This is a genomic window from Cellulomonas sp. P5_E12 (assembly GCF_054049315.1).
In genome coordinates this window covers 55,826-74,663 of sequence record NZ_JBFUMP010000003.1, presented here as the reverse complement: position 1 = coordinate 74,663, position 18,838 = coordinate 55,826, and the positions used below count along the sequence as shown (strand labels likewise).

Here is an 18,838-nt window from a genome sequence, read left to right as displayed (position 1 = left end):
CAGTTGTTCAATTCGCGGCCAGAACCTGCCCAGGAGCGCAACGATGCGTGCTGCACGACCGTGACGGCGGTACCCGAGAGTCCCGTCCTCGACGACCCGACGACACCCACCGTCCGGGTCCGGGCGCGCTGGATCATCGCGTTCTCCCTGGCGGTCGTGGGCGTCGCGGCCGGGTGGTTCGGCCCGATCCAGATCCTGCTGCCCGCGCAGGCGGCCCGGCTCGAGGACCTCGGGCTCGGTGGCAAGGAGGCGATCCTGGCGATCGTGACCGCGACCGGCGCGGTCGTCTCGATGATCGCGAACCCGCTGTGGGGCGGCATCTCCGACCGCACCCGCTCGCGCTGGGGGCGCCGCCGACCCACGATCGTCGCCGGCACGGCCGTCGGCGTCGTCGGGCTGGTCGTCCTCGGCTCCGGCGACACGCTCCCGGTCATGATCGGCGGCTGGGTCGCCATCCAGATCGGCCTCAACGGTCCGTTCGCGGCGCTCGCCGCGACGATCGCCGACCGTGTCCCGCCCGACCAGCGCGGGCTCGTCGGGGCGTTGTTCGGCATCGCCCAGACCGTCGGCGTCGTGCTCGGCACCGCGATCGCCGTCGTCGCGGGCGAGGGGCGGCTCGGCTACTACGCGATCGCCATCGCCGTCCCGGCACTCGTCGTCGCCTTCCTCCTCGTGCACCGCGAACCGTCGACGCGCACGAGCGACGCACCCACGCCGCAGCGCGCAGCCCTCGCGTTCTGGCGCGGGCTGCGCCCCACCCGGCTGTTCGTCTGGGCGTGGACGATCCGGTTCCTCGTCAACCTCGTGAACGCCCTCGTGCTGCTCTACCTGTACTTCTACCTCTCCGACGAGGTCGGGGAGTCGGACCCCGGCAGCTGGGTGCTCGTCGTCACGCTGCTCGTCGTGGTCGTCGCGGCTGCCACCGCGGGCGTCGCGGGCACGCTCTCGGACCGGTGGGGGCGTCGCGTGCCGTTCATCGTGGCCGCGACCGTCGTGCTCGCCGCGGGCTCCGTGCTCCTGGCCGTCGTCCCCGAGCTGCCGGTGGTGCTGGGCGCGGCCGGCCTGGTCGGGATCGGGTGGGGCCTCTACATCAGCGTCGACCTCGCGGTGCTCACCGCGGGCATGCCGAGCGGCGAGACCCACGGCGCGATGCTCGGGATCGGCAACGTCGCGAGCGCGCTGCCCCAGGCGCTCGCGCCGGTGGTCGCGGCGCCCATCGTGCTCCACCTCGGCGGCTACACCGGCCTCTACCTCGTGGCTGCGGTGGTGTGCGTCGCGGCGCTGCTGTGCGTGCCCGGGTTGCGCGGCATCCGATGACCTCCACAGACGGGACATCCATGACCAGCCACCCGATCCTGCCCGCCGGCTTCCGCTTCGGGGTCGCCACCGCCGCGACCCAGATCGAGGGGGCCACCGACGAGGACGGCAAGGGCCCCAGCATCTGGGACACCTTCGCGGGCCGCCCCGGGACCATCGCCGGCGGCGACACCCCGGCGGTGGCGACCGACCACTACCACCGCTACCTCGAGGACGTCGGGGACATCGGCGACCTGGGGGTGCAGGACTACCGGTTCTCGATCGCCTGGCCGCGCGTCGTCCCCGCGGGGACCGGGGAGGTCAACGCGAAGGGTCTCGACTTCTACGACCGGCTCGTCGACGCCCTGCTCGCGCGCGGCGTCCGGCCGGTGCCGACGCTGTTCCACTGGGACCTGCCGCAGCCGCTGCAGGACGAGGGCGGCTGGATGTCACGGAGCACCGCGGACGCGTTCGCCGACTACGTCGACGTCGTCGTCTCCCGGCTCGGCGACCGCGTCGCGGACTGGTTCACGCTCAACGAGATGAGCGTGCACACGCTCTACGGGCACGGGCTCACCGACCACGCGCCGGGCCTCGGGCTGGGCCTCGGTGCGCTCCCGGCCGCGCACCACCAGCTGCTCGGTCACGGGCTCGCCGTGCAGCGCCTCCGGGCCGCGGGGGCGCAGAACGTCGGGGTGGTGAACCAGCACTTCCCTGTCCTGCCGGCGACGGACGACCCCGCCGACCTCGCCGCGGCCGAGGCCTTCTCGGTCCTCACCAACTGGACGTTCGCGGACCCGATCCTGCGGGGGGAGTACCCGGCGGACGAGGTCGCCGGCGGGATCCTGCTGGGCACCGGCATGTCCGAGCAGCAGCTCGCGGACGACCTCGCGGTGATCTCGGCGCCGCTCGACGTGTACGGCGTCAACTACTACGAGCCGACGTTGATCGAGGCGCCACGCGCGGGGCAGGACTACGCGGGGGTGCTCGAGGTCGACATCCCCGAGGGGCTGCCGTTCGCGCCCGTGCCGATCGAGGGCGTCGAGCGGACCGACTTCGGCTGGTCGATCGTGCCGTCGGCCCTCACCGACACCCCCGGCACCCTGCACGAGCGGTACCCCGACCTGCCTCCCGTGATCGTCACCGAGTCGGGGGCGTCGTTCCACGACGTGCGGACCGACGACGGTGCCGTGCACGACGAGCGTCGCATCCGGTACCTCGACGCCCACCTGCGCGCGGTCGGCGACGCCATCGCGGCCGGCGTGGACGTGCGCGGCTACTACGTGTGGTCTGCGCTGGACAACTTCGAGTGGGCGGCGGGCTACCGCGAGCGGTTCGGGCTCGTGCACGTCGACTTCGACACCCTCGAGCGGACCCGCAAGGACTCGTGGCACTGGTACCGCGAGGTGATCGCGGCGCAGCCGGAGGCGCTCTGACCTGCAGTTGACCCGCGACCGAGGCGTGACCAGTCGTCGGGCGGTGAGCCCCAGGGCCAGGCGGCGACCTCGCCGTCACCGCGCCACCGGTGAGAAACCGTTGTCCTGGCGGCTCGCGACGGTCCATCGTAGGGAGACGGGTCGGCCGGTCCACGGGGCTGCTCCTCGTCCGGGGATCAGGACGCTGCTGGAGGTGACGGTCCCGATGGCTGCTCGCGAGGTCCTCGTCGTCGGTGCCGGGATCGGTGGCCTCGCTCTGGCCGCTGGTCTCTCGGGCGACGTGCGGGTCACTGTCCTCGAGCAGGCGGCCGGCCTCAGGGAGACCGGCGGTGCCCTCACCCTCTTCCCGAACGGGGTCGCGGCGCTGGCTTCGTTCGGCATCGATGTCGCCGGCACGGGCGCCCCCGTGAGCGTCATGAGGATGCATCGTCACGACGGGACCCGGCTGATGACGATCGACTTCAACGAGATGGCGCGCAGGACGGGCTACCCGGTCCGCAACATCCTCCGCCGAGACCTCCTGCGCCTGCTCGCGGCCCACGTCCCGGCCGGCGCGGTGGAGCTCGACACCGGGGTCACCGGCGTGGCGGCGACCGAAGTGTCCGCAACCGCGGTCCTGTCCGACGGCACGTCCCGCGAGGCGGATCTGGTCGTCGGCGCAGACGGCACCTCGTCCGTGGTGCGCCGGTCCGTCGTCTCGGCGCGGCCCGCCCGCACCAGCGGATGGATGACGGTGCAGTCTCTGATCACCGGCGCGCTCCCGGAGGTCGTCACCGACCGCTCCGGCGCCTCCTTCGTCGGGCGTGCGGGGTTCTGCGGCATCATGCCGGTGAGCCCCGACGTGACGATGGTGTGGTGCGACGTCCGGGTCCCGCCGGACGGCTGGCGGACGGTGGACGCCGAGTGGCTCCGCGAGATGTTCGGGGGCTACGCCCATCCCGTCCGCGACATCCTGGAGCGGATCGAGACGCTCGACCACTTCGAGCACCGCACCCACGAGGTGCTGGACTGGTGGGGGCGCGGACCGACGACGCTCCTGGGAGATGCCGCCCACGCCGTGCCTCCGACGGCGGGCCAGGGCGCCAACCAGGCGCTGGACGACGCGTGGACCTTGCGCGAGGCCTTGCGCGGGGACGAGGACGTCGTCCGCGCGGTTCGACGCTATGAGAACCATCGGGTGCCTCGGGTGCGTCGGATGTCGCAGGTTGCCGCCGCCGAGCGGCCGAACCAGGCGCCCGGCCGGGCGGCGGCGTTCGTGATGAGACACGTCCCGGCCCGCGCGGCGGGCATCGGGCACACAGCCCTGGTACGCCGGTGGAGCAGCGTGCTGTCGGGTTCGCTGCCCTGAACGGACCGGTCGATCGATCTGTTCGGTCGCCGCTCCCCGTCGCTACGGTCAGACCATGACAACTCTCGTGGAGAAGCTGGCGGACTCGGTCGCGTCGTGGGGCACGAAGGTGGCGTATGGCGAGAAGGTGACGCTGGGCGGGCAGGAGCTGGTGACCGTCGCGCTCGTCGGCTTCGGCTTCGGCGGGGGCGAGGGCTCGGGCGAGATGCCGGAAGGGGGTCCGGCTCCGACGGGCAGGGGCGAGGGCAACGGCGGTGGGGGCGGCGGCTACGCGGTACCGATCGGGGCCTACGTCGGCGGTCCGGACGGGTTGAGGTTCCGCCCCAACGTCATCGCCCTGATGGTGGTCGCCGCGCCGTTGGTGTCCGCGTCGGGCATGGCGTTGGCGCAGGTCGTCCGGGCGTTCCGCGGTCGCGCGACGAGCTGATCGCATCCGTGACGGGCTACGACAGCGCGCGCTCGACCGCGGCGGCCTCGTGGCGGTACCCGACGGTCTCGTAGCCGACCACGACCACCGCCGGCGCGAGCGTGACGACGACCAGGCACACGCCGATCGGCGCTCCCGCGACGGCGAGCCCGATCGCGGCGACCAGGATCGCGACGGACCCCGCCACGAGGCCGGCCATGACCGCGTCGACCTCGCGCACCAGGTAGACGTTCAGCGCGAACAGGGTCACGGAGAACACCAGGGCCGGCACGGACACGGCGACGATCGCGCCGGCGACGCCGATCGCGGCGTGTCCCTCGATCACCTCGGCAGCGACGTGCAGTCCGCCGCCGATCGCCGCGATGGCGCCGAGGATGACGATCTGGCCGTAGCCCCAGACGAACGACCGCTCGCGGTGCCGAGCGAGGATCTCCGCGGAGGGCACGATGAAGTAGGTCCACCAGAGGCCGAACGTGATCCCGACCCCCGCCACGACGACGAGCACGGCCTCCGTGCTCCAGCCCTGCTGGTCCACCAGCCCGGAGACGGCGGCGACCGTGCCGAAAATCCCCTCGCCGAGCGCGATGATCGCGAGCAGCCCGTAGCGCTCGGCGAGGTGCCGAGGGTTCCACGGGGTGCCCGACGACCGGCGCTCGGCGATCACGGGGCTCGCGGCCTCGAGCACGAAGAGCAGTGCGGCGCAGACGAAGAAGACGAGCGCGGACTGGTGGGCGACCGCCAGGGCGATCCACGCGAGCTGCGCGATCCCCACGAGCACGGCGTACGCGAGGGCTGTGCTGCGGCGGGAGGGATCCTGGACCGCCACGCGCATCCACTGCGCGATCATGGCGACCCGCATGATCACGTAGCCGGCCACCAGCACGCCGCTGTCGACGCTGCCCCCGACCTCCAGCGACTCGAACATGGCCGGTAGCCCGAGTGCGAAGACGACGACGCCGATCATCTGGACGAGGGTCAAGACCCGGAACAGCCAGTCGTCGGTGTCATAGGCGGACGCGAACCACGAGAAGTTGACCCAGGCCCAGCACGCGGCGCCGATGGCGAAGACGAAGCCGAGGACGGCGGGGCCCGCGTGGCCGGCGGCGACGAGGTGGGCCAGCTCGTCGGCGGCCTGTCCGAAGGCGAGCACGAACGTCAGGTCGAAGAGGAGCTCCAGCGGGGAGGCGGCGCGGTGGCTCGCGCCCGGGTCGCGCCCGGTCATCCGCGCGAGGCGATGCCCTGACGCTCGCGGGCTGTCGTCCTGCACGGCACTCATGGTGCCACTGCGCCTTGGCTCCGGTGCCGGAGTAGGCAAGGCTGCCCGACATGAAGGCGTCCGAGGTGCTGGTCCTTCTGCAGGAGCACGCGTCCGCCGACGCCCGGGCACAGCTGGGTCCGCGGTACGGGATCCACGTCGAGAAGGCCCTCGGGGTGTCGATGGCGGACATGAAGCGCCTCGCTCGTCGGGTCGGACGCGACCACGCCCTCGCCGCCGAGCTGTGGGCGACCGGCGTCTACGAGGCGCGGGTCGTGGCCGGGCTCATCGACGAGCCGTCCGCTGTCACGATCGAGCAGATGGATGCCTGGTGCGCGGACTTCGACAGCTGGGCGATCTGCGACACCGTGTGCTTCACGCTCTTCGACCGAGCGCCTGGTGCGTGGACCCGGCTCGCGCCGTGGGCCGCCGACGACGCGGAGTTCGTGCGCCGTGCGTCGTTCGCGTTGCTCTGGAGCCTGGCGCTGCACGACGACGACGCCTCGGACGCGAGCTTCCGGACCGCCCTGGACCTCGCCGAGGAGCACGCAGGAGACGAGCGCCCGCTGGTGGGCAAGTCGATCTCGATGGCGTTGCGCGCGGTGGGCAGACGCAACGCCGACCTGCGAGCGGCCGTGCTGACGGCGGCGGAGCGGCTCGCCGACTCCGACAGTCTCCCGGCTCGACGCGTGGGCCGGACGGCGCTGCGCGAGTACCGGTAGAGGGTCAGCGCGGCTCGCGCAGGCTGCTCGCGCGACGCCGCCGAGCCCGCGCGGAGTAAACGTCCCCGCTGGCCGTCGTGTCCTGCGCTGCGGCGGGACATGTATCCGATGGCCCGCCCCGCGGGTCTTGACCTCATCAGGAGCACGCGGCAGGCACGCGGGACGTGGGGGACTTCACGATGTCGAATGCGACGGATACCCGGGATCACGCCAGGAACGGGCTCTCGGTCACGCACACCTCGGTGGACCGGCAGACCTACCCGCCCGACCTGAGGACAGCGTCGGGCCCGGGGCAAGCCAGGGGTGCGCCGGCCGCGCCGCCGCCCACGTTCATGGGACTCGCCTCGTGGCAGGCACAGCCGGAGGCGCGCCGTCGCGAGCTGCTGCGGCAGATCGAGGAGCTCAAGGGCGACATCCCGGAGGCGGTCGTCGACATGCTCCGCAGCGATCTCCTCGACGTCGACCGGATGCTGATCGGACGTGGCAACCAGGAGAGCCGCAGGCACGCGCAGGGGCTGCGTGAGTGGGCGACGGGCGCCCGGATCGAGGCCGTCTGGCAGACCCTGCACGGGGTGGAGCGAGCCCTCGTCATGTACCGGTCGGGCAAGGACCTCAAGGGCAGCATCGACGGGATGGTCGCGGACGCGAAGCGGTACCTGCCGAAGGACGACCAGTCGATCGGCCAGGCGGTGCGATGGTCGCGCGTGGCTCCCAAGGACCTCGGGGAGTTCCGAAGCGGGGTGCGTGACCTGCTCGAGAGGTCGCACGAGGCGTCCAACGAGTTCCACGAGGCCGCACGCCGCCTGCGCAACGGGATGCTCGGGATCACGATCCTGACCATGGCGTCCACCGCGGCACTGCTCGTCGTGCAGTGGCGCGTGCCGGCCATCTGGTTGGTCCCGGCACCGGCGGACTTCACCGGCACGCCGTGGATGCTCCTTGCCTTCGTCATGCTCGCGGGCTCGCTCGGGGCGTTCATCACGGCGATCCCGACGACGATCCGCGCACGCTCGGGTGGGCTGCCGTACCGGCTGCCGATCCAGCAGGGGCTCCTGAAGCTGGCGATCGGTCCGCTGCTCTCGGTCGTCGGGGTGATGTTCGTGGCCGGGGGTCTCGTCGCGGCCACGAAGGCGGACGGTGTGCCCCAGCTGCTCGCGCTTGCGGTCCTGTTCGGCTCCGCCCAGCAGGCGCTCACGGCGTTCGCCGACAAGAGCGCGGGGGACCTGCTGGCGACGAAGGACGCGACGTAGGTCAGCGCGGCTCGCGCAGGCCGCTCGCTCGGCGGACGGGTCGGTCGACCGCCGCGCGGATGGCGGCCTCGGTACCGATGACCCGCACGTGCTCGCGGGCACGCGTGACGGCCGTGTAGAGCAGCTCGCGGCTGAGCAGCGGGGAGTCGACCGGCGGGAGCAGGAGCGTCACGCGCGCGAACTGGCTGCCCTGACCGCGGTGGACCGTCATCGCGTGCACCGGCTGGACGGCGGGCAGGCGGTAGGGGCGGACCAGGCGCGGGTCGTCGGGCTCGCCGAACGCGACCACGACGCCGCCGAGCCCGTCGGAGACCACCACGCCGGTGTCACCGTTGTAGAGGCCGCTGGCGCGGTCGTTCTCGGTGACCAGCAGCGGGCGGCCGAGCGGCCACTGACCCTGGTCGGCGCCGATCCATGCCTCCGCCGTCGCGGCCCAGTGGGCGACGCCGAACGGGCCCTCGCGGTGGGCGAGCAGGAGCCGGTGGGTGGCGAGCGCCCGGAGTGCCGCGCCGGCGTCTCCCGAGCGGGCCGCCTCGACGAGGGCGTGCCCGCTGGTCTCGACGTCCTCCCGCAGGCCGGAGACGTCCTGCGCCGAGAGCCTGTCGGCGGCCGGCTCGACGAGCGAGCGGTGCTCGTCGCCGGAGCGCAGCAGCGCGAGCGTGGTGTCGGCGTCGCCGAGCCGGATCGACTCGGCCAGCGCGGCGAGAGCCGGGCCGTAGCGGTGCGCGTGGGTGAGCCGGACGACGCCGCGGGGGAGGGCCGCGACGAGGTCGCCGAGCACCGCGCCGGCCTCGACGCTGGCCAGCTGGTCCGGGTCGCCGACGAGCACGAGTCGGGCCGTCGGGCGCAGCGCCTCGACCAGGCGGGCCATCAGCGACAGAGACACCATCGAGGACTCGTCGATCACGACGACGTCGTGCGGGAGCCGCCGCAGACGGTCGTGCCGGAAGCGGGTGGTCGTGCCGGGGCGCCAGCCGAGCAGGCGGTGGACGGTCGTCGCCCGCAGGGGGCCGACGGCGTCGTCTGCGCCGAGCTGGGCGACCTCCGCGTTGACCGACTCCTGCAGGCGGGCCGCGGCCTTGCCGGTGGGGGCCGCCAGGGCGACGCGGAGGCCGGGGCCCGCGGCGGCCTGCAGGGCGGCGACCAGGCGCGCGACCGTCGTCGTCTTGCCCGTGCCGGGGCCGCCCGTGAGGACCGTGAGGTGCGAGGTCGCGGCGGTGCGGAGCGCCTCCCGCTGCGCGTCGTCGGCGGGTGACGGGTAGAGGCGGTCGATGGCCGCGTCGAGAGCGACGGCGTCGGCGACGGCCGGTCGGGCGAGGCGCTCGTGCATCGCCGCCCGGACGACCTGCTCGTCGCGCCAGTAGCGGTCGAGGTAGACGCGGCCGTCGACCCAGCGCAGCGGGCGGTCGGCGGCGCCCTCCGGGCCGTCCGCGACGAGCGGGCTGCGGCGGATCGCCTCGTGCCAGCCGATGGGCGCATCGGGAAGGTCGTCGAGCGCCACGCACACCGAGCCGCTGCGCAGCGCCTCCACGGCCAGTGCGGCGGCGAGCAGGACGCGTTCGTCGTCCTCGCCGCCGATCGCGCCGAGACGCTGGGCGACGTGCACGTCGGCCGCCGTGAGGGTCTCGTTCCACCCGGCGAGCAGCCCGGCCACGCGCCACGGGACGCTCGCGGCGTACGGGTCGTCGGCGACGGTCATGAGCCCGCCAGCAGGTCGGAGAGGGCGACGACGAGCGTGGCCGGGGGTCGCCACGACACGACGCCGAACGGGACCCCGGCCTCGGTGGGGGTCTTCGGGCCGGCCATCCCGCGCAGGAACAGGTACAGGCCGCCGCCGAGGTGCTCGGCCGGGTCGTAGGCCGGCAGGCGCCAGCGCAGGTAGCGGTGCAGGGCTGCGGAGTAGAGCAGGAGCTGCAGCGGGTAGTGGGCGTCCATCATCGCCGCGAGCGTCGAGGCCGGGCGGTAGTGCCAGAGCGTCAGGGGCTCGTCGAACGTGCCGAGGCGGTTGGTCTTGTAGTCGGCGACGAGATAGCGGTGGCCGCCCGGCACGTCCGCGGGGACCCGCAGCACGGCGTCGATGGAGCCGGTGAGGTAGCCGCGCAGGCGGGCGGCGGCCAGCGACTCGTCGTCGAGGCGGTCGGCGTACTGGGCGAACGGGTCGTCGGCGGGCAGGTGGGTGCGCAGCAGGCCGGCGACGTCGCGGATCGTGTTCGCGCCGCGACGCGGACCGGCGTCGCCGCCGGCCAGCGGCAGCTCGAACTCCAGCTCGGCGAGGCGGTCCCGCGGGCCGATCGCGGCCAGGGTCAGGTCGCCGGCCAGGGGACCGAGCGGGGTGTGGAGCGCCGGGAGCAGGGCCGATGCCATCACGGGGGGGTCGGTGGCGAGCAGCGCGCCCGTGCCCGCCTCCGAGCAGCGTGCGGTGAGCTCGGCGGCCAGGTCCGGCGCGCTGGTGTCGACGAGCTCCAGCACCCGGTGCGCGAACGTGCCGAAGGTCGTGCCCGACGGGAGGTCGGCCATGGGGGAGGGCACGTCGCGCGTGGCGGTGTGGTCGCTGTCGGTGGTGCCGCCGACGACCTCCGGCTCGTCCTGCACGCCCGGCGACTCGGGCTCGGACCCGACCCGGCCGGTCTCGTGGGCCGTCGCCGTCAGCGCCGAGTACGAGGTGCGGCGCCACGCGACGTCCGGTCGTCGGCCGAGCCTCGCGACGCGCAGCTCCACGGCCGGGGTCGTCGGCGGAGCCCACGGGGCGACCGCGGCCGCCGACGTCACCAGCTCGAGCTCGAGCGCGTCGGACGTCAGCGCCCGCAGCGCGTCCGTCGTCCGGGCGTCGGACGTCGTCTTCACCAGGTCGGCCGGGTGGCCGTCGGCGTCGCGCGCGCTGAGCAGGAGCCGGGTGAGGGCGCCGCGGGGCGAGTTCGCCGACGGTGCCCACCACGCGACGACCTGGCTGGTGGCGCGCGTGAGGGCGACGTACGCGAGCCGCAGCCCTTCGCCGTCGTCGGCGGCGGCGCCGGCCGCGCGCGCTTCGTCGTACCCCGGGCTGCCCTTGCCGCCCACGTGCAGCAGGCGGACGTCGGCGCGGTCGTATCCCACGGTCGCGGGGGTGGTCGGCGTGAACTTGTCCCAGAGGAACGGCACGAGCACGACGGGGAACTGCAGCCCCTTGCTCGMGTGCACGGTGATGACCTGCACGGCTGCCGTGTCTGTMTCGAGGCGGCGGCTGCGCTCCTCGGCGTAGTCCTGGCCGGCCTCGTCGACGCGGGCGCGCAGCCACTCGAGCAGCGCGGCCGCACCGAGCCCGTCGTCGGTCGCGGCGGCATGAAGCGCCTCGCCGACGTGCCGGACGTCGGTGAGCCGGCGCTCGCCGTCGGGCAGGCGGACCAGCCGCTCGCGCAGGCCGGCGGCGGCGGTCGCCTCGAGCAGGGAGGCCACGCCGTGGTCGTCGAGCACGCGCGACCACGTGCGCAGCAGGTCCGAGAGCTGGTCGCGGCGCTCGTCGGAGGCCTCCGCCAGCTCGGACGTGGTCCAGCCGATGAACGGAGTGAGCGCGGCCGCCGACACGAACCCGCCGACCCCGGGCCGCGCGAGCGCCGAGAGCAGGACGAGCCAGTCGCGGGCGGACGGCGTCGCGAAGACGCTGGACAGCATCGAGATGACGGCCGGGATGCCGGCCGACGCGAGCGCGCGCTGGACGGCGACGGCGTCCCGGTTGACGCGCGTGAGCACGGCGACGTCGCCGGGCTCGACGGCCCGCCAGCCGTCGTCGTCGATCTGCTCCTCCGCGAGCGTGCGCAGCACCTGGGCGGCGACGTCGGCGTAGATGAGCTCGCGGACCTTGCCGACGGGCGGCGGAGCGTCGCCGGAGATGCCCAGCGCCGGCCGCGTCACCTGCCGCAGCCGGACCGCGGGACCTCCGCGCAGCCGCCGGCCCGTCCGGGCGGGCTCGATGGGGTGGACGACGATGCGAGCATCGCCCAGAGCGGTCCCGGACAGGATCGGGGCGAGGCCGTCGAGCACCGCCGGGTCGGCGCGCCAGTTGCGGTGCAGGGTCTGCGTCGTCGCGACCGCGCGGGCACGCAGGTAGGTGGCGACGTCGGCGCCGCGGAACCGGTAGATCGCCTGCTTCGGGTCGCCGATGAGCACGAGGGTCCGGTGCCCGTGGAACGCGGTCCGCAAGATGTCCCACTGGACCGGGTCGGTGTCCTGGAACTCGTCGACCATGACGATGCGGTACCGGGAGCGGACGCGTTCCGCGGCGGCCGGTCCGGTGGACGGGTCCGTGAGCGCGTCGCGCAGCAGGATGAGCAGGTCGTCGTAGTCGAGCACGCGCAGCGCGCGCTTGCGTCGCACGAGCTCGCGGCGGGCGGCGGTCGCGAGGCCGAAGGAGTCACGCGCCCTGGCGTCGTTGCCGTCCGCAGGTTCCAACGTCGCGGCCGCGTCGCTGATCGCCTCGTGCGCGATCGTGCGGGCGTCCTTCACCGTCAACGTCGGCTTCGCGGTCGACGCGTACTTGCGCAGGTACAGGTCGTCGACCACCTCGGCCTCGAGCGAGGCGATGTCCGGGACCAGCCGCGCGTCGGGCTCGACGTCCCCGAGCGTGCCCAGCGACGTGAGCATCTGCTGGCAGAAGCCGTGCGTGGTGGTGATGGTCGCCGCGTCGAACTCGGCCAGCGCTTCCGTCAGACGCTGGGCCCGTGCGGCGCGGTCCGTGCCCGCGAGCAGCGCGATCACCCGATCGGTCGGATCGACGGCGTCGTTCCGGAGCGCGCGCTCGACGACGACCAGGCGCTCGCGGACGCGCTCGCGCAGCTCGGAGGTGGCCAACCGGCCGAACGTCACGAGCATGAGCTCGGGGAGCGTCGCGACGCCCTCGGCGACGTACCGGACGGCCAGCGACGCGATCGTCGTGGTCTTGCCCGTGCCGGCACTCGCCTCGAGCACCACCGTGCCCTCGGGCAGCGGGCCGCACACGTCGAACGGCACGGTCATCCGACCTCCTCGTGCGCGATGAGGTCGTTCCAGAGCGCCATGGACAGCGCGCCGAACCGGGTGCTCTCAGCGCCCGTGGCCTTCTCGACGAGCAGCCGGTCGAACGTGACCGGGTCGCCGAACGCGAGCAGGTGGTAGTCGTCGACGGCCTCGAAGCCGCCGCGGCCGTTGGTCGCGTCCTCCGCGGTGCCGAGCTCCTTGCGGGCGCTGGCCAGCGCGTCGGCCTCGTCGCCACCGCCGGTGCGCGGGTGCGCGTAGGCGAGGCTCGTGGCCAGCGGGAGGGGGAGCGGGCCGCACATCGCCTCGTCGTGGATGGCGACCAGGCGGTGCAGGGCCGCTCGCGGGTGCGCGGGCGCGGTGAGCCGGGCGACGCGCGACGAGCTGACCTGGCCGCGGCCGATCGTCACGGCCGTGAACTCGCGTTCGGGGGACGCGGTGGCGAGCGCCAGCAGCTGGACCCAGGCGCGCAGGCGGTGCTTGGCGCCCAGCCGCGAGAACACCGTGCGGACCAGGACGTCGCCGTGCACACCGTTGACCGTGCCCGTGAGCGTGCGTCCGTCGTCCAGCGGGATCGTGACGTCGATGCTCGCGGCCGGCTCTGCCAGGTACCGGTGCGAGGCGGCGAGCAGCGGCTCGACCTGCGTCTGGATGGCCTGCAGGGTCGCGCTGCCGAGCGTGGCGGGCGGCATGTGGCCCCGGCGGCGCTCGGCCGCGGCGGCGTCGGCGAGGTCGACGCCGTCGAGCGACGCCTGCAGGAGGCGGTCGCCGATCGCCCACCGCTCGAGGCCGTCCAGCTCCAGGGGGAGGCGGTCCTCGAGCTGCGGCTCGTCGCCGGGCAGGGTCGCGCCGAGCCGTCGGCGGACGAACGCGCGGACGGGGTGCTCGAGCGTCGACGCCAGGTCCTCGAGGTCGAGCACGTCGCTCTCGGGCGGCGCCAGCCTCTGGGTGGACACCGGCGGCCTGCTCCTCCTCTTCGTCAGCGCCGCGGCCAGGTCGAGCACGTCGAAGCTGAACGGCTCCGGCCGCCCGAGCCGCCCCGGCACGAAGTTGCGCTCGTCGACGGTCTGCAGCGGGTGGTGCACGACCCGGTCCCGCGCGGTCGCGCCTTCGGGGTAGGCGACCGCCGCGTCGAGGGCGTCGAGCAGCTCGCCGACCGGCACCGCGGGCGGCCGGGTCGCCCCCGTGCGCTCGTCGGCACCCGAGTACACGACGACGAGGTGCTGCTGGGCGCTGGTCACCGCGTCGAGGAACAGCTGCCGGTCCTCCTGCCGGGCGTCGCGCTCGCCGATGAGCGGGTCGCGCGCCAGGATGTCGTCGCCGTCGCGCCCGGACCCGCGGGGGAACGCGGCGTCGTCCATCCCGAGCAGCGCGACCACCCGGTGCGGCACGGCTCGCATGGGCGCGAGCGAGCACACGGTCAGCGCGCCGGTGCGGAAGCCCGACCGCGTCGGGCGGCCGGCGAGGTGCGGCTCGAGCAGCGCGACGACGTCCGCGAGCCGGAGCGTGGTGCTGGCGGTCCGCACGGTGTCGATCGCCCGGGCGGCCTCGGCCTGCTGCCAACGGTCGGCGGGCGCGACGTCGGTGAGCAGGCGGATGGCGCGGTCGAGCGTGGTGAACCAGTCCGTCGCGGGCCGCGCTCCGTCGAGCTCGCTGAGCGTCGCGGTCAGGCGGTCGACGAACTCCGCCAGCCGGCCGACCAGGTCGACGTCGGTCGAGCCGACGTCGTCGACGGGTAGGACGGTGCCGACGAACCGCTGGTCCTCCTCGGCCATCGCGACCCCGAGCAGCAGCCGGTCCAGCGCGGTCGCCCAGGTACCCTGCGCGAGGCCCCCGAGCTGGTAGCGCTCGCGCCGCGACGCGTCCTCGCCCCAGCGCACCCCCGACTCGAGCGCCCACGCGCGCACGCGGTCGAGCTCCTCGTCGTCGAACCCGAACCTCCTGCGCACGGGCGCCTGGCCGGCGAGGTCGACCACGGCCGACGCCCCGACGCGCGAGTCGGCCAGCTCCAGCAGGGTCGCGACCACCGCGAGCACCGGGTTGGCGCTCCGTGGCGCACGGTCGGCGATGCGGACACGCAGCGTGCGGCCGGGGTGCTCCGGGGCGCCGTCGTCGACGCCCGCCGCCGGACCGAACGCGGCCTCGACCAGCGGTGCGAACACCTCGACGTCCGGGCACATGACGATGACGTCGCGCGGCTCGAGGGTGTCGTCGTCGGCGAGCAGGCCGACGACGACCTCGCGGAGCACCTCGACCTGGCGCGAGCGGCCGTGGCAGGCGTGGACCTGGACGGACCTGTCGGCCGGCTCGGCGCCGTGCCGCGGGCCGTCCGCACGGTCGGCGGCGATCCGGGCCTGGAGGGCGCCGAGCGCCGTCGGCGGGCGCGGCGCGGACGCGAGGACGGTCACCTCGGGCGCGAGCTGCATGACCCGCGTGGCGAGCTCCGTGGCATCGTTCGCCATCGACGCGAGCATCGGGTGCGTCGCGGGGGTCGGTGCCTGACTCCTGCGTCGGGTGCCTCGCGTGACCTGCAGGCGATCCCAGAGCACCGTCGACGGCTGCGGCAGCCACAGGTGCACCTCGCGGTGCGCCGCCAGAGCGTCGAGCACCCGCAGGTGTGCGTCGGGCAGCGCGGTTGCTCCGAAGAGCGACAGGCGGCCGGGCAGGTCCACCGACGCCGGGTCGGCGACCAGCTGAGCCACCGCTTCGCCGAGGCGCTCCGCGGGAGCCGGCACGCCGACGGACTCCCGCACCGTGCGCCACAGCTGTGGCTGCCAGCGCAGGTCGTCCGCCAGCGGGGCTCCGCCGCCGTCCTCGTCGCGACCCTCCGCCCAGGCTCGCAGCATCGCTGGCCGCTGCGCGTCGTAGGTGCCGAACAGCCGGGCCACCCGCTGCGCCAGCCGGAACCGGCGGCTGCGCCGCACGTCGTCGGACTCGTCCGCGCCCAGATAGCGGCTCACCGTCCGGAGCCAGTCCGCGCCCAGGTGCGCGTCGATCGTCGCCAGCACGTGCCACGCGAGCCGGTCCCGGCTCCAGGGGTCGTCGTCGCCCTCGAGGCCGAGCGTGCCGGCGAGGACGTCGCCGACGAGGCGACGCGGCGAGGGGAACAGGACGTTCGCGCAGATGCCGTCCGGCGCGGTGCCGACGCCGAGCCGGTGAGACAGCCGCTGGGCGACCCACCGCTCGACGCCCCGTGTCGGCACCGAGACGATGTCCGGCGTGAACGGGTCGGCAGGGGTGCTGGCGAGCACGTCCGCGAGGGCGGCGACGAGGACGTCCGTGCGCTCAGCGACGTGCACACGCAGGCCGGAGCCCGTCGTCGTCGAAGCCTCCGAGCTCACACGGGCACTCTAGCCACGGCGCGAGCCGACCGACGGCGCGGGTGTGGACGGCCTCGCAACCCGGTACCGGAGCACGGTCAGCGGGAGATCAGGAGCGCCTCGCCCTGCCCGCCTCCGCCGCACAGGGCGACGGCCGCGCGTCCGTGCCCCCGCCGCGCCAGCTCCATCGCCGCGTGACCCGCGAGTCGCGCCCCCGACGCGCCGATCGGGTGCCCGAGGGCGATCGCTCCGCCGTGGATGTTCGTCTGCTCCAGCGGGTAGGCCAGGTCGCCCAGGGACTGCACGACGACGGACCCGAAGGCCTCGTTGATCTCCACGAAGTCCACGGTCGACAGGTCCCATCCGCCCCGAGACAGCGCGGAAGCGATCGCCGCCGACGGCTGCGAGTGCAGCGAGTTGTCCGGTCCGGCCACCTGCCCCGAGGCCCCGACCGCCGCGAGCCACGTCAGCCCGCGCGCCTCGGCGAGCTCGCGGCTCGCCACCACGACCGCCGCGGCTCCGTCGGTCAGGGGAGAGGCGTTGCCCGCGGTGATGGTGCCGTCGGCGGAGAACGCCGGTCGCAGCGACGCCAGCGACTCGAGCGACGTCTCGGGCCGGATCCCCTCGTCGAGCGAGACGACCACGGGGGCGCCCCGCCGCTGGGGGACCTCGACCGGCACGATTTCCGACGCGAACACCCCGGACGCGACGGCCTCAGAGGCCCGGCGATGGCTCTCGACGGCGACGAGATCCTGCGCCTCGCGCGGGATCGACAGCGCCTTGTTGCCGCGCTCGGTCGACGACCCCATCGACTCGCGGTCGAACGCGTCGGTGAGCCCGTCAAAGGCCAAGGAGTCGACGGCCTGGATGTCCCCGTAGGTCCACCCGCGTCGCGACCCGGGCAGCAGGTGCGGCGCCTGGCTCATCGACTCCTGGCCGCCGGCGACGACGATGTCCGCCTCGCCCAGCCGGATCATCCGGGCGGCGTCGATGATCGCGGTCAGCCCGCTGAGGCACACCTTGTTGATGGTCGTCGCCGGCACGGTCCAGGGGATGCCGGCCTTGACGGCGGCCTGCCGAGCGGGGTTCTGGCCGGCGCCCGCCTGGACGACCTGGCCCATGAGCACCTGGTCGACGTCGGACGGGTCGAGCCCGGCCCGCGAGAGGGCGCCGGCGATGGCGACCGCGCCCAAGGACGCGGCGGACAGGGACGACAGCGACCCGTTCAGGCGCGTCATCGGCGTGCGCGCGAACGAGAGGATCACGACCTCACGATCAGTACTCATGACAGCACCATCTCCCGAACATCGTCACCGATCACCAAGGCCACCAGGGCGGTGGCCGCGACAACGTCGTCGACGCTCACCCCCGGGGCGCACTCCCGCAGGACCAGCCCCTGCGCGGACACGTCCAGCACCGCCAGGTCGGTGATGATCCGATCCACCACCCCGACCCCGGTCAGCGGCAGCGTGCACTCTGGGAGGATCTTCGCCGACCCGTCGCGCGCCACGTGCTCCATGAGCACCACGATCCGCCGCGCACCGTGCACCAGGTCCATCGCGCCGCCCATGCCCTTGACCATCTTCCCGGGGATCATCCAGTTGGCGATGTCCCCGGACTCGGACACCTGCATCGCCCCGAGGATCGCGACGTCCACCTTTCCGCCGCGGATCATCGCGAACGACGTCGCCGAGTCGAAGTACGACGCCCCGGGAGCGATGGTGATCGTCTCCTTGCCGGCGTTGATCAGATCGGGATCGACGGCTGAGTCAGCCGGGTACGGACCCACCCCCAGCACCCCGTTCTCCGACTGCAGCACCAGCTCGACGCCGGGAGGCACGTAGTTCGGCACCAGGGTCGGCAGCCCGATCCCGAGGTTCACGTAGGACCCGTCGGCCAGCTCCAGCGCGGCCCGGGCGGCCATCTGCTCACGGGACAAGGTCATGAGACCGTCCTCCGCTCGATGCGCTTCTCGGCAGCCTCGGAGGGTGAAAGTGCGACGACGCGGTCGACGAAGATCCCCGGCAGATGGATCGCATCGGGGTCCAGCGCACCGACCGGCACCACCTCCTCGACCTCCGCGATCGTCACCGCGCCGGCGGCCGCGCACAACGGGTTGAAGTTGCGGGCGGAGGCGTGGAAGGACAGGTTCCCCAGGCGGTCACCGCGAGCCGCGCGCACGAGTGCGAAGTCGGCGGTGATCGCTTCCTCGAGGACGAACTCGTGCGCGACGCCACGCACGGTGAACGTCTCGACCGGCTTGGGCGGCGAGGCGACGGCGACGCCTCCGGACGCGTCGTAGCGCCACGGCAACCCGCCGGACGCCACCAACGTCCCCACCCCGGTCCGCGTGTAGAACGCGGCGATCCCGCTCCCACCTGCACGAAGGCGCTCTGCCAGGGTGCCCTGCGGCGTGAGCTCCACCTCGAGCTCACCGGCCAGGTACTGCCGCGCGAACTCCTTGTTCTCGCCCACGTACGAGGCGATGATGCGCCGGATGCGACCCGCCTGCAGCAGCAGGCCGAGCCCCCAGTCGTCCACGCCGCAGTTGTTGCTGACCACCTCCAGGTCGGTGACGCCGGAGTCGAGCAGAGCGTGGATCAGCACGCTCGGGATACCGCACAAGCCGAATCCACCGACCGCGAGGGTCGCCCCGTCGGGGATGTCGGCTACCGCCTCGACGGCGGACTGGAAGACCTTGTCCATCGTTGTCTCCTGTCGACGAGGTCATTGTGCGCCGACGTGTCGAGGCTCGCGCTAGAGCAGACGCGGACATACATTGGCAGGACATCAGGCAA

Annotated in this window: 13 protein-coding genes; 6 read left to right on the top strand and 7 right to left on the bottom strand. The window is 73.8% G+C overall.

Annotated features, from left to right (window positions below; all coding sequences use genetic code 11):
- Nucleotides 1–60 precede the first annotated feature (60 nt).
- From ACXJKA_RS03235 to ACXJKA_RS03220, 4 genes are all read left to right on the top strand, one after another.
- Nucleotides 61–1,317, top strand: coding sequence for an MFS transporter (locus ACXJKA_RS03235; RefSeq protein ID WP_456823734.1), 1,257 nt, complete (start codon nucleotides 61–63; stop codon nucleotides 1,315–1,317).
- A 20-nt stretch (nucleotides 1,318–1,337) separates the two neighbouring features.
- Complete coding sequence (locus ACXJKA_RS03230; protein ID WP_456823733.1) at nucleotides 1,338–2,732, top strand: GH1 family beta-glucosidase; 1,395 nt, start codon at nucleotides 1,338–1,340, stop codon at nucleotides 2,730–2,732.
- 205 nt (nucleotides 2,733–2,937) lie between these two features.
- Entirely contained in the window at nucleotides 2,938–4,080 is a 1,143-nt protein-coding gene (locus ACXJKA_RS03225) for an FAD-dependent oxidoreductase (protein ID WP_456823732.1), read from the top strand.
- A 55-nt stretch (nucleotides 4,081–4,135) separates the two neighbouring features.
- Nucleotides 4,136–4,507: a hypothetical protein gene (locus ACXJKA_RS03220; protein WP_456823731.1), complete on the top strand. Its 372-nt coding sequence runs from the start codon at nucleotides 4,136–4,138 to the stop codon at nucleotides 4,505–4,507.
- Between the two features lie 16 nt (nucleotides 4,508–4,523).
- Here the strand turns inward: ACXJKA_RS03220 and ACXJKA_RS03215 are convergent, their stop codons facing one another.
- The gene (locus tag ACXJKA_RS03215) at nucleotides 4,524–5,729 is read right to left on the bottom strand and encodes a low temperature requirement protein A (protein ID WP_456823730.1); all 1,206 of its coding nucleotides are present in this window, start codon (nucleotides 5,727–5,729) and stop codon (nucleotides 4,524–4,526) included.
- Nucleotides 5,730–5,833: 104 nt separating this feature from the next.
- Here ACXJKA_RS03215 and ACXJKA_RS03210 point away from each other — a divergent pair, with 104 nt between their 5' ends.
- Together ACXJKA_RS03210 and ACXJKA_RS03205 are read left to right on the top strand one after the other, a co-directional pair.
- Nucleotides 5,834–6,484 carry a DNA alkylation repair protein gene (locus ACXJKA_RS03210; protein ID WP_456823729.1) on the top strand — a complete coding sequence of 217 codons (651 nt, stop codon included), beginning with the start codon at nucleotides 5,834–5,836 and terminating at the stop codon, nucleotides 6,482–6,484.
- A gap of 242 nt (nucleotides 6,485–6,726) precedes the next feature.
- Nucleotides 6,727–7,734 carry a hypothetical protein gene (locus ACXJKA_RS03205; RefSeq protein ID WP_456823728.1) on the top strand — a complete coding sequence of 336 codons (1,008 nt, stop codon included), beginning with the start codon at nucleotides 6,727–6,729 and terminating at the stop codon, nucleotides 7,732–7,734.
- 1 nt (nucleotide 7,735) lies between these two features.
- On the opposite strand, the gene recD is transcribed toward ACXJKA_RS03205, so the two are convergent.
- The 6 genes from recD to ACXJKA_RS03175 form a co-directional block, all read right to left on the bottom strand.
- On the bottom strand, nucleotides 7,736–9,433 hold the full coding sequence (gene recD, locus ACXJKA_RS03200) for an exodeoxyribonuclease V subunit alpha (protein WP_456823727.1): 1,698 nt from the start codon (nucleotides 9,431–9,433) through the stop codon (nucleotides 7,736–7,738).
- Nucleotides 9,430–12,723: a UvrD-helicase domain-containing protein gene (locus ACXJKA_RS03195; protein WP_456823726.1), complete on the bottom strand. Its 3,294-nt coding sequence runs from the start codon at nucleotides 12,721–12,723 to the stop codon at nucleotides 9,430–9,432. Before ACXJKA_RS03195 ends, recD begins: the two co-directional genes overlap by 4 nt.
- A complete protein-coding gene (gene recC, locus ACXJKA_RS03190) occupies nucleotides 12,720–16,061 on the bottom strand; it encodes an exodeoxyribonuclease V subunit gamma (RefSeq protein WP_456823725.1) in 3,342 nt (1,113 codons plus the stop codon). The genes ACXJKA_RS03195 and recC overlap by 4 nt, the downstream gene beginning before the upstream one ends.
- A 77-nt stretch (nucleotides 16,062–16,138) precedes the next feature.
- Nucleotides 16,139–17,326 (bottom strand): acetyl-CoA C-acetyltransferase, encoded by a 1,188-nt coding sequence (locus tag ACXJKA_RS03185; protein ID WP_456823724.1) that lies wholly within the window; start codon nucleotides 17,324–17,326, stop codon nucleotides 16,139–16,141.
- A complete protein-coding gene (locus tag ACXJKA_RS03180) occupies nucleotides 17,323–17,985 on the bottom strand; it encodes a CoA transferase subunit B (protein WP_456823723.1) in 663 nt (220 codons plus the stop codon). Before ACXJKA_RS03180 ends, ACXJKA_RS03185 begins: the two co-directional genes overlap by 4 nt.
- The gene (locus tag ACXJKA_RS03175) at nucleotides 17,982–18,746 is read right to left on the bottom strand and encodes a CoA transferase subunit A (RefSeq protein ID WP_456823722.1); all 765 of its coding nucleotides are present in this window, start codon (nucleotides 18,744–18,746) and stop codon (nucleotides 17,982–17,984) included. Before ACXJKA_RS03175 ends, ACXJKA_RS03180 begins: the two co-directional genes overlap by 4 nt.
- Between the last annotated feature and the right edge of the window lie 92 nt (nucleotides 18,747–18,838).

Excerpts from the sequence above, each read along its gene's own strand:
- ACXJKA_RS03230 (WP_456823733.1), top strand. The coding sequence starts at position 1,338 with ATGACCAGCCACCCGATCCTGCCCGCCGGCTTCCGCTTCGGGGTCGCC.
- ACXJKA_RS03175 (WP_456823722.1), bottom strand. The coding sequence starts at position 18,746 with ATGGACAAGGTCTTCCAGTCCGCCGTCGAGGCGGTAGCCGACATCCCC.
- ACXJKA_RS03220 (WP_456823731.1), top strand. The coding sequence starts at position 4,136 with ATGACAACTCTCGTGGAGAAGCTGGCGGACTCGGTCGCGTCGTGGGGC.
- ACXJKA_RS03225 (WP_456823732.1), top strand. The coding sequence starts at position 2,938 with ATGGCTGCTCGCGAGGTCCTCGTCGTCGGTGCCGGGATCGGTGGCCTC.
- ACXJKA_RS03210 (WP_456823729.1), top strand. The coding sequence starts at position 5,834 with ATGAAGGCGTCCGAGGTGCTGGTCCTTCTGCAGGAGCACGCGTCCGCC.
- ACXJKA_RS03185 (WP_456823724.1), bottom strand. The coding sequence starts at position 17,326 with ATGAGTACTGATCGTGAGGTCGTGATCCTCTCGTTCGCGCGCACGCCG.
- ACXJKA_RS03215 (WP_456823730.1), bottom strand. The coding sequence starts at position 5,729 with ATGACCGGGCGCGACCCGGGCGCGAGCCACCGCGCCGCCTCCCCGCTG.
- ACXJKA_RS03180 (WP_456823723.1), bottom strand. The coding sequence starts at position 17,985 with ATGACCTTGTCCCGTGAGCAGATGGCCGCCCGGGCCGCGCTGGAGCTG.
- recD (WP_456823727.1), bottom strand. The coding sequence starts at position 9,433 with ATGACCGTCGCCGACGACCCGTACGCCGCGAGCGTCCCGTGGCGCGTG.